This is a genomic window from Campylobacter sp. MIT 99-7217 (assembly GCF_006864365.1).
In the GTDB taxonomy this organism is placed as follows: domain Bacteria; phylum Campylobacterota; class Campylobacteria; order Campylobacterales; family Campylobacteraceae; genus Campylobacter_D.
The window spans coordinates 171148-182074 of the sequence record NZ_QHLJ01000004.1 but is presented as its reverse complement, the minus strand read 5'-3'; the positions used below and the strand labels follow the sequence as shown (position 1 = coordinate 182074).

10 protein-coding genes are annotated in these 10927 nt (G+C 34.6%); 5 read left to right on the top strand and 5 right to left on the bottom strand.

What is annotated here, in order from left to right:
• The first annotated feature begins 126 nt into the window (after positions 1-126).
• Complete coding sequence (locus tag DMB92_RS05185; protein WP_142681993.1) at positions 127-1197, top strand: hypothetical protein; 1071 nt, start codon at positions 127-129, stop codon at positions 1195-1197.
• 407 nt (positions 1198-1604) lie between these two features.
• On the opposite strand, the gene DMB92_RS05180 is transcribed toward DMB92_RS05185, so the two are convergent.
• The 3 genes from DMB92_RS05180 to DMB92_RS05170 form a co-directional block, all read right to left on the bottom strand.
• On the bottom strand, positions 1605-2462 hold the full coding sequence (locus DMB92_RS05180; RefSeq protein WP_142681992.1) for a phosphate/phosphite/phosphonate ABC transporter substrate-binding protein: 858 nt from the start codon (positions 2460-2462) through the stop codon (positions 1605-1607).
• Positions 2463-2471: 9 nt separating this feature from the next.
• Positions 2472-3593, bottom strand: a complete 1122-nt coding sequence (locus DMB92_RS05175; RefSeq protein WP_142681991.1) for an acyl-CoA dehydrogenase family protein — start codon at positions 3591-3593, stop codon at positions 2472-2474.
• Between the two features lie 93 nt (positions 3594-3686).
• Positions 3687-4856, bottom strand: coding sequence for a ferritin-like domain-containing protein (locus DMB92_RS05170; protein WP_142681990.1), 1170 nt, complete (start codon positions 4854-4856; stop codon positions 3687-3689).
• Between the two features lie 223 nt (positions 4857-5079).
• On the opposite strand from DMB92_RS05170, the gene ispG reads away from it, so the two are divergent.
• Positions 5080-6144, top strand: coding sequence for a flavodoxin-dependent (E)-4-hydroxy-3-methylbut-2-enyl-diphosphate synthase (gene ispG, locus DMB92_RS05165; protein WP_142681989.1), 1065 nt, complete (start codon positions 5080-5082; stop codon positions 6142-6144).
• Between the two features lie 85 nt (positions 6145-6229).
• Here the strand turns inward: ispG and DMB92_RS05160 are convergent, their stop codons facing one another.
• Both DMB92_RS05160 and DMB92_RS05155 read right to left on the bottom strand, forming a co-directional pair.
• Positions 6230-7153 carry a DUF2860 family protein gene (locus tag DMB92_RS05160; RefSeq protein ID WP_142681988.1) on the bottom strand — a complete coding sequence of 308 codons (924 nt, stop codon included), beginning with the start codon at positions 7151-7153 and terminating at the stop codon, positions 6230-6232.
• 117 nt (positions 7154-7270) lie between these two features.
• Entirely contained in the window at positions 7271-8302 is a 1032-nt protein-coding gene (locus DMB92_RS05155; RefSeq protein WP_142681987.1) for a cytochrome-c peroxidase, read from the bottom strand.
• Positions 8303-8532: 230 nt separating this feature from the next.
• Between DMB92_RS05155 and DMB92_RS05150 the strand changes: the two genes are divergently transcribed.
• From DMB92_RS05150 to DMB92_RS05140, 3 genes are read left to right on the top strand one after another with little or no spacing between them, the layout of a single operon-like run.
• Positions 8533-9084: a DUF507 family protein gene (locus tag DMB92_RS05150; protein WP_142681986.1), complete on the top strand. Its 552-nt coding sequence runs from the start codon at positions 8533-8535 to the stop codon at positions 9082-9084.
• Positions 9081-10199 carry a glutamine-hydrolyzing carbamoyl-phosphate synthase small subunit gene (gene carA / locus DMB92_RS05145; RefSeq protein WP_142681985.1) on the top strand — a complete coding sequence of 373 codons (1119 nt, stop codon included), beginning with the start codon at positions 9081-9083 and terminating at the stop codon, positions 10197-10199. The genes DMB92_RS05150 and carA overlap by 4 nt, the downstream gene beginning before the upstream one ends.
• Complete coding sequence (locus tag DMB92_RS05140; RefSeq protein WP_260604758.1) at positions 10196-10855, top strand: sulfite exporter TauE/SafE family protein; 660 nt, start codon at positions 10196-10198, stop codon at positions 10853-10855. Before carA ends, DMB92_RS05140 begins: the two co-directional genes overlap by 4 nt.
• The last annotated feature ends 72 nt before the right edge of the window (positions 10856-10927 follow it).

The following is a 10927-nucleotide window of genomic DNA, read 5'->3' as shown; positions in this document are numbered from 1 at the left end:
TACCAAAGACCTTACACTAATAATTACAATGCAAACCATAGACCTCAAACAAGTAGTTCTAGTATTTATTCAAATGCTTTTATGCAGTATTATAAACCGCCTAGGTTTTACAAGTAAAGAAAATACATGCTTTCTTTTGTCAATACTACATATCTAGGCTTTGAAAATATAGCTCGCAAGAGTGTTTATACTAGCTTAAGTAAAGATTTGGCTTTAAAAGCTGATGAGCAAAACCTTACCACTCTTGCCAAAAATGCTAAATTCAGTAAAGATGAGGAAAGTTCTTTTAAAAACACTATACATTTTACAGATTTTGTAAGCAATACAAAGATAAGTTTAAAAATCAGTGATGAAAATCTTTCAAATTTAAAAGCTAAATTTGCTGGTAATATAAGCTTACAAGAAGATGGCTCTTATATACTTAAAAAAGAAGCTGAAAGCATTGCTTCAGGTTGGTTTGCAGATATAGCCTATAAAAGAGGCTATTTAAAAGCTGATGCAAATAATGATGGAAAGCTCAGTGATGAGGAGAGAAAAAATATTTATTCTTACTATGGAAATGGTGGTTTTTATTCTACTTCAGGGGGTAATGTAGCCACGGTTATGGCTACTGAGGCTTATAGTTATCTTAGAGCTGAGGAGGATTTTAGGGATTTTACAAGCAAAAGTTTGGAGGAGGAGTTTAATAAGACCTTAGAAAAGGATAGTGATTTTAATGGTGAGATCTTGTATGGCGAGATGATGAGCAAGGGACAAATGATAGCTCAGGCACAAAGTTATATTCAAAATGAAGGTTACACTCCTCCTACTTTTTTAGAAGATATGATGGATCAATTTGATCAATTAAATAAAAAAATGCTTAAAGATCTCAAAAAACTTCTCGAAGAAAAAAGACTTGAACAAGAAGCCTTAGAAAAAGCAAAAAAAGAACTAGAAAAAACAGCTGAGATAGACATAAAACATTCAAATGACCAAAGCTTAGATAAAAATTTAGAAAAAATAGAGAATTTAAAAAGTCAAAATCCAGAAAGTCAGAGTTTTAAACAATCTTTAAATTTAAAAGAATTCTCTCAAGCCTATATGCAAAGTTTCAAAGTAGATCTTAAAAAAGAGCTTATACTTGAAACATTAAAGAAACAAAATGACATAAATTATCCTTTGGATATGAGTAAAACAAAAATTGATTTAAAAATTTAAATATTTTTTAATTAGCCATAAAGAGCTTTGAAAATGTTTATTTAATCCAAAAGTCTCAAAGATCTAAAAGTTTTTTGTAAGTATATAAAAATTTATGAGCAAATTCTTGCTTTTAGTTGGAAAAGGTGTTGATCAAATTTTAAAGCATAGTTTCTTAAATTTAAAGGGTTATAAAATGACTTATAAGAATGCTAAAACAAGAAAGAATACTCTTTAGAGCAAATTACTGCTTTTATTTTATAGGAGCTGATAGTTGCATTTGTCATTTAGATATGACTAATGCAAAATCTTAAAAGAGATCAATTGAAGCCTAGAGGCTGTGTTAGCTTTGTGATTGTCCTTTTATTTAGGTATTACAAAACTTAAATTTCACAACACAGCAAAAAGCTCAATTGCTCTTATAAGGCTTAAAGCTTATTTTCAAGCAAATTTTGCTCCTGCATAGCTTTATAAATGAGCTTATAGCCTGCAAGTTCGTTTTCGCCCACTTTGACCCATTCATTAAGCCCTTCCATGCTCATCATTTTGGCAATTTCAGGTCTATTTTTTTGCTCATTTTGACTTAAAAGCATGGAGCTAAATTCCCTAGCCACGTCCTCATCAAAATCTGGCAAAACCGAGAAATTACAATGACAATACCCAGGACTCGTGTAAAAACTTTCAATCTCAGGATAACTGCCCTCAGCCATAATGCGAACATAAGTGCTTGAGCCTATACTTCCAGCATTAAGCTCGCCTTTTCTAATGGCTTCTAAGATATCAAATTCACTTCTGCCTGTATCGCCGTGCTTGCCCATGTCGCTGTTAAAGCGAATGATATTTGTCTCATCTGCTTGCGGTTTTACAAAACTACTTACTTCTTTAAGGCTCAGTTTAGCTTGCTCAAGATAGTAAAGTCCCATAATGGCAGCTTGTGCAGAATCAAGGCTTCCAAGCCCAAAAATCTTGCCCTTGAGATCAGAAACGCTTTTAATCCCACTTTGCTTATGAGCTACAAATTTAGTCGTAAAATTTATATCTGTATCACGCATAACTAGGGCTTTGGCTTTGTTGTTTGTAGCATAAAGGGTTTTAATCCACGCTGTGTTGGTGTTCCAAGCGATATCAATATGCCCTTTGAGTAAAGAATCCACCTGCCTTTCGTAGTTGCTAAAAAGCACATAGTCCATTTTAAAGCCGTTTTCATTCGCATAATCACGGATAATGTCCCAAATTCCCACAACCTTTGGATCATAAGCTACCGCTCCTAAAAGTATAGTTTTCATATTTTTCCTTTACGCTGTTATAGCTTGTCCAAGCCAAACTTTTAAGATATCAAGGCTAGGCGCCATAACCTGCGAAGCCAAAGAATCCCTCATATACCTTTCCAAAGGCAAGATTTTGCTATAAGCTTTGCCACCGCCAAGACGCATAGCAAGCGTGCAAATGTCCATAACGCAGTGCGTGGCATTGATCCTGCAAGCAAAGATTTTTGCTGCGTAATCCTTTTCATTAGCCACAAAGCTTCTGGCTGCTTCCATAGTAAGAGCTGATGAGCTTTGAACCTTGGTATAAATGTCGCTTAGATGAATTTTAACAAGCTCGATATCGCTTAAAGAACCACCACTTGTGTATTTTCGCTCTTTTGTGTGAGCTAGCACACACTCATAAGCAGCAAGTCCTAAGCCACTATAAACAGCACCAAGTCCGATAACAAAATACATCGCCACAAGCCCTACTTGATTTTCTCCATCTCCTTCTTTGCCAAGTAAGTATTTAAGATCAAGCTCGACATCGTTGTATTGCACCGGCATTGAGGCATTCCCTCTCATACCAAGTCCGTCCCAAGCACTTTCTTCATGCACTAAATTTGGAAGCTTTCTATCAACAAGCCAGTTATTTTTACCCTCGCATTTGCAAGAATTGGTGTAAGTAAGATAATAATCAGCCTGTAAAGCCGATGTTACAAAGCTTTTGCGTCCATTTAGCACCCTTTTGCCTGCTTTTTCTTTTTCTGTGATATCAGGCGAACCAAAATGCGTCCCAGAACCACTTTCACTATAAGCTAGAGCAAGTGCGATTTCTCCTTTAGCAATCTTTGGCAAAAACTCTTTTTTCATTTCTTCATCAGCAAAATTTGCAACGCAAGCTGTGGCGGTATTGTGCATCATATAGCAAAGTGCTGTTGAAGCATCAAAGCTACCAAAGATCTTGCAAACCTTAGCATGATCTGTCGCAAGTCCGCCCAAACCGCCGTATTCTTTAGGCACTAAAAGCCCCATGAAGCCCTCTTTTCTCAAAGCATCATAAGCTTCTTTTGGAAAAATTCCCTCCTGATCCACTTTTTTAGTGATAGGCTTGATGTATTTTTCACCAAATTCTTTGGCATTTTCTTCTAAGTTTTCTAGACTTAGCATTTTTTTCTCCTTTTTTTGTAAAATCAAACTTGATTTAAATTTGAAAAAGCCTAAGCTTTTTTGTCTTTTTAGGGCTTAAAAACACGAAAAAGCTTACATAAAATTTGGAGTATGAGACTTGCTCATATCATGAGCTAAATCCTCATCTATGCCACATTCTACCAACCTTTTAGTGCGGTTTTTTTCCATTTTTTGTTTCAAATCCTCCACCGCTTCAAAGCCAAAGCTAAAATTTGAAGCACTATCTCCACCGCCTGCAAAAAGAGCTAAGGACTCTAGCAAAAGCGAGGATTCGCCACTTAATTCGTCTAAATAATGCTTGCGTCTAAAAACAGCGTCTTTGAGAAGCTCTATGCGTTTGGGATTATTTGAAATGGCACTTTTTACATGCCCCATTCCATAAGCTACATGCCTGCCCTCATCTTTTCTAGCTAGTCTTAAAAGATTTTTAGTAGGCTCATCTTGGGCGTAGTTTTCTAAAAAGCTTAGCAAGTCCATGAAAGTTCCCTCGCCCATGATATGCAGTAAAAAGCTTGATTTAAGATAGTCTTGTTCTTTATAAAGCGTATAAAGGCTTTGTTGTGTGGTAAGGGTTGAGTACTGAAGCCCAAGACCTGTAGCATTTGCACGCTTAATAAAAACCTCGATATGCCTTGCCTCATCGCCAATCACACTTGATAAAAGTAAAGGCACTTCATGATAAAAAGGCGAGATAGTCGGCAAGAATTTAGAGGGGATATAAAGGGCTGAAAATTCATTTTCCACAAGATAGGTCATGATTTGAGCTATGGCAAATTCAAGGCTTGGGTTGTATTTTGGTATATCATGCCAAGCTATATCTGTGCTTGCATTCCACTGCGAGCTTTTGCTTTCTTGATAAATTTTGCTTACATTATCACTCCAAATTTCATCTTTAACGCTTAGGTTGAAATGATAATGAGGGCTTGCATTTTCAAGCTTTGCTCCTCTTGCACTAAGACCATTTTCAAGCGGAGCGATAGAAAGCTTTGGATCAAAGGCATGGAATTTAGTGCTTGAGTTTTTAAGCATTTTGTAGGCAAAGGAATTGTTAATTTTTGTTTTTTCAAGGAATTTTTCGCCTTTAAAATTGCACCAAGATAAAAGATCGTTTTCAAGATTGTCATAATCACTTAAAAGCTCGAAAATATCGCCTTTTTCAGCGAGCAAAAAAGCATTTTCCAAACGCAAAAAGAAAAATTTACCTAGCGGAATATTTCCCATGATGATAGAATGTTGGTGCATTTTGTGTCCTTTACCTAAAGGTTTATGGGTAAAATTATATCGTAAAACGAACTGATTTTTAAAATTTTTGGAATATTTTTTAAATTTTTAAAAATAAGGCTTATGATAAAGAATGATATAACAAATAAAAATAGTATAAATTTTCTATCTTTGAAATTTCTAAAATAAACCTTATTTAAACTAAAAAAAGTTAAAATCTTAGAAAAATTTTTTAGGCTTATTTATGGAATACAAAAGATATAAAACAAGGCAGATTAAGGTTGGAAGTGTATTGATTGGAGGAGACGCACCAATTTCAGTACAGTCCATGCTTTTTACCAAAACAAGAGACATTGAAGGCTGTTTAGAGCAGATCAACCGCCTTTATTTTGCAGGAGCTGATATAGTGCGTTTGGCATGCTTAGATATGGCTGATGCAAGGGCTTTAAAAGAGATAAAGGCAAAAAGCCCCCTGCCTTTGATAGTCGATATTCATTTTAATCACAAGCTAGCTCTTTTTTGTGCTGAATTTATAGATGGAGTCAGAATAAATCCCGGAAACATAGGCGGAAAAGAAAATGTTAAAGAGGTAGTAAAGGCTTGCAAACAAAGAGGCATTCCTATAAGAATAGGGGTAAATCATGGCTCTATTGAAAAGGAGTTTGCGGACAAATACGGATATGGCATTGATGCCATGCTTGAAAGTGCTATGTATAATATCAAGCTTTTAGAGGATAATGATTTTTTTGATATTAAAATTTCGATGAAAACTTCTGATGCACAAAAAACTATCGAAGCTTATGAGAGGCTGCGTCCTCTTTGTGATTATCCCTTTCATTTAGGAGTTACAGAAGCTGGGACTAAATTTCACAGCACAGTAAAAAGCTCGATAGCCCTTGGAAATCTGCTTTTAAAGGGCATAGGTGATACGATGAGAGTATCTATGACAGGAGAGCTTGAAGAAGAAATTCGCGTCGCAAAGGCTATTTTGCAAGATAGCGGGGTACAAAAAAGCGGCATTAACATAATATCATGCCCAACTTGTGGCCGGATACAAAGTGATCTTGTAAAGGCTATAAAGATAGTTGAGGAAAAGACAAAGCATATAAAAGCACCCTTAAATATCAGCGTTATGGGTTGTGTGGTAAATGCCTTGGGCGAGGCAAAAGGAGCTGATGTGGCCATAGCCTTTGGTAAAAATCAAGGTCTTGTTATAAGGCATGGCGAGGTTGTGGCTAAGCTTAAAGAAGATGAGCTTGTGGAGCGTTTTTTGCTTGAGGTTGAGGACGAGGTGAGGCTTAAAAGCTAGCTTTGTATGGCAAAAAGGCTTGTGTTTGAGCTGTGAAATTTACAATTATAGTTTAAAAGCCTTTATCTTTGCTTGTGAGGGCATGTTAAAAACCATAGCCTAAACCAAGTAAAAATACCTGAAAAGTCTCATCATAGAAGTTTATATTGCTGTCTTTTTTATGGATATTATAACTTGCAAAAGCATAGAGTTTTTCATGATCTAAAAATTTCAGCTTACTTAAGCTAAGCCCAAATTTTAAGATATCTCCGTCTTGTTTTTGATTGAAGATAAAATTTGTTCCTTTGTTGTTATATTTATTGAAGCTAAAATTTGGACTTAAAATATAGTTTTGAATGGGCATGATGTGTATACCAAGACTTAAGCCATATCTTGTAAAACTTTCAGCTTTTCCCTTAGCATCATTAAAATCATAATTTATATTTGCATTGATAAAAGAATGCTTATAGCCAAATTCAAATTGATGAAATAAGCCCTTACGCCTTAAATTTCTATAAGAAACAGATTCTTTTTCTATATGATTTTTGGCAAAAAGATAGCTTATATAGAGATTAGAAGCCTCGTTAAAATGATAAGCTTGAGAAAGTTTGAAACCAAATTTATTTGCCGTAGTTTCTTCGCGTTTTATACTTGTATCATAGGGATTAGCATAGGCTTTTTCTCTTAAAGAACTCACTAATTCAATGCTTGTTTTGTAGTCTATATATCTTTTTTCATAACCTACAGCTAAGCCACTTAGATCCCTGCCATTAAAATTTTTTAAAAAGATTTGATCATGACCCAAAAGCTCTTTATAAAAAAGCTCAAGCCCAGCTATAGGCACAGCAGCTATTTTGGAGTGTTTATCATCATAACTACTTAAGTAAGGATTATCAGCAAATGGAGTTATATTGCTTTTGATATGTCTTATACCTCCACCCACAAAGACCTTACCACCAAAGCCTTCTTGCAAATCCTTAGCATTTAAAATACACAAGCTTAAACTTACTATGAAAAGACATTTTTTCACATTTTATCCTTAAGAGACAGATAAAAATAATCCTAGTAAAATCATAAATTTAAAAGCTCGCATTGTATTGTTATTTTTGTTAAATAAAACTTAAGCCCTTTGGGGCTTAAGAAGCTTTTAAAGCTCAGGTTTTGGAGTTTTTTCGGTTGAAATCGGCAGTTGTGGATAAGTGATCGCTGGTTTTTCCCCGGTTAATGAAAGGAGGAATTTTTCTATACTTTTTGCCTCTTTTTCGCTAATGCTGATACCAAGCTGAACGCTACCCATTTCTTTGATCGCATCTTTTAAACTCCAAATCGCACCATTATGAAAATATGGAGCAGTTTCTGCAACATTTCTTAAAGTTGGAGTTTTTACCATGCCATTAGCATCGCCTTTAAAGTCCCCTATATTTGCAAATTTATACTTGCCAGCTACTTCAAAAGCTTGCATAGAGCCACCTAAATTGACTCCATTATGACAGGCGGTACAGCCTTTATCGATAAAGAGTCTAAGTCCTGCTTGTTCTTCTTTATTTAAAGCTTTTTCATCGCCATTTAAAAAGTCATCAAATCTTGAAGGAGTGATGAGCGTTCTTTCAAAATTTGCAATCGCATCAGCAATATTATCAAAAGTTACACCCTTTTTGCCATATATTTTTTTAAATTCGGCCACATACTCAGGTAAGGAGGAAATTTTTGCAACGGCTAGCTTTGCAGGAGTTGCCATTTCAGGTTCTGCTTCTATAGGTCCCTTTGCTTGATCAGCTAGAGTGCCTGCACGTCCGTCCCAAAACTGGGTTGTGTTTAAAACTGAGTTATAAACTGTTGGAGAATTTAGATGATGGGGATTTTCGGTCCATTTATGTCCCACAGCAGCAGCGACACCATCAGTACCACCAAGTCCTAGGTTATGACAGGTATTACAGCTTATAATACCACTTTTTGAAAGACGAGGCTCAAAATAAAGTTTTTTTCCAAGCTCAGCTTTTTCGACACTAAACGCACTTGCTTTTACCTTATTTTCTTTTAAGATAGCGTCTACTCCTGCTTGATCTTTTGGAAGAGGAACTAAGCCTGAACTTTTGGCATCATCGATTAAATTGGCTTGCAAATTTAAGCTTGAAGCAACTAGCAATGAAGAAAGGGTTAGCAAAGTTTTTTTCTTCATATGAACTCCTTTATAAATAAAAGTTTAATAGAATTTAAATAATACCCCCTTTTTACTTAAATTTTCTTTAAATAAATTATTAGTTAATATAAATTATCAACTAAGATAAATTATAATTAAGCATATAAAATATGTCTTAAAAAATACGGAGATATTTGTATGTTTTTTTAACCTTTTTTAACCTTTTTTAAGTTATGATTTTGTCATTAATTATTTTTTGAAAGGCTCATATGCGTATTAGATTAGAACATGTTCCTTATATCACTAATAAAATTATTTTAGATTTGGCAAATTCAAGTTTTATTCAAATTAAAGATGATTTAGAAAAATTAAATAAAAGCGTTAAAGAGATCTTAGAATCAGATCTTGCAAATGAAAAAAGACTTGATGAGCGTGCAAAGGAGCTTTTAGAAGAGCAAGAAGATGAGATCAGTTTTATGCAAGTGGATAGAAAAAATATGTTTTGGCTTGTCAAAAAAAAGCTTGCTCCTGAATTTGGCGTGATTTTAAACACCGAAGATAGGCACAACAACATATCTCATCAAATTCTAAACGAGCTTATAGACAATGATTTTATCAATTTTGATGTGTCTGAAAATAGAGTAAGAAATTTGATCTTTCAATCCATAGAAGCCTATCTTAAAAGTTATGAAGAGTTAGAAGATATAGTGAGTTCAAAAATTTCTAATTATAAAAGAAAATTAGTTCCCGGATCTAGCGAATACGAACTTGTGTTTGAAAAGCTTTACCAAGAAGAGCTTAAGAAAAAAGGGATTTTATGAAAGCTTATGTTTATATTGAAAATGACATTTTTTTTACCGCTACAGCCTTTGGGAAAAGCGGAACTTTCACAGGCGAACTTGTTTTTAATACCTCACTTACCGGCTATCAAGAAATCATCTCTGATCCAAGCTATGCGGGTCAGTTTATCGTATTTTCCATGCCAGAAATTGGCATAGTAGGGACAAACGATGATGATAATGAAAGCAACGAGGTTTTTGCAAGCGGGATCATCATAAGAAATTTAAATCATAATTTTTCAAATTTCAGGGCAAAAAACTCACTTGATGAGTATCTTAAAAAGCATGGTAAAATAGGAATTTGCGATGTCAATACGCGTTTTTTGGTCAAGCTCATAAGAAATGAGGGGAATTTAAGAGCTATCGTTTCCACTGAGCTTTCTAGCAAAGAAGAATTAAAAGAAGCTCTAAGCAAAGCTCCTAAAATGGATAATTACAACTTTGTTGCCGAGGTTTCAACAAAAAAGCCATATACTCACAAACAAGGCGTTTGGAACAATGCAAAGCAAGGCTATAATGAGGCTAAAAAGGGCGTGAAAAAGCTTGCGGTGATTGATTATGGAGTGAAAAAAAATATACTCAACGAGCTTGTTGAAGTGGGCTTTGAGGTAGAGGTTTTTCCCTTTGATATCAAGGCAGAGGAGCTGATAAAGCTTTTTAAAGAGGGTAAAATTCACGGCGTTTTTCTTTCAAATGGACCGGGCGAGCCTAAAATTTTAAAAAATGAAATTATGCAGATTAAAAAACTAGCCGAAGCAAAAATTCCTATACTTGGAATTTGTCTAGGACACCAGCTTTTAAGCAATGCTTTTGGCTATGAAACTTACAAGATGAAATTTGGACAACATGGTGCAAATCACCCAGTGATCAATCTTGAAAATAAAATCGTAGAAATCACCGCACAAAATCATAACTACAATGTCCCTGAAGAGCTTTGCGAAGTGGCGATCATAACGCATCGCAACCTTTTTGGCGACAATGTCGAGGGCGTTCGCTATAAAAACTATCCTATAATTTCTGTGCAACACCACCCAGAAAGCTCAAGCGGTCCGCATGAAAGTAAGTATATTTTTAAAGAATTTATGAATTTAATGTGAGCCATATAGACTTTTTAACCCTCATTAGTGTAGCTTTTTTAAACAGCTTTTCTCATTGTTATGCAATGTGCGGAGGTTTAAATTTAGCCTTTTTAAAACTTAATGCTAGTTTTAAATTTCCTTTTTTACTGAGCCTTGTATATCATATTTTTAGGATATTTGGCTATGTTCTTTTGGGAGTTTTATTTAGCCTTTTTAGTCTTGGTTTTAAATTTTCTTCATTTGCTCAGGGAATTTTGTTTTTTATGCTTGGCATTTTTATGATTATTTTAGGTTTTGCGCTTATTTTTAGAGGAAAGCTTTTAAAATTTATCGAAGAGCTTTCTTTTTTTTCTCAAATTCAAAGAAAGATTTTATCTAAATTTACGCTTAAGGGTCTTAAATCAGCTTGTATTTTGGGCTTTGCTAATGCTTTTATGCCTTGTGGGCTAGTGTATTTTTTCTTAGCCTTTGCGATGAGTAGAACAAATGCATTTGAAGCGGCTTTGATCATGCTTGTTTTTGGACTTTCAACCCTACCAGCCCTTTTGTTTTTGAGTAAATTTTTTACCTTTCTTCATCAAAACTTGCAAAAAATTTATACATTTTTGGCTGATCTTATCATCATCTTTTATGGTTTATATCTTAGTTTTAAGGGTTTTTTGCTCACAAATTGAATAATTAAAGCCAAAAATATTTTAGATAAGTTTTATCCTTAAAGCATAAAAAAGTAAATTATCGCTGAATGC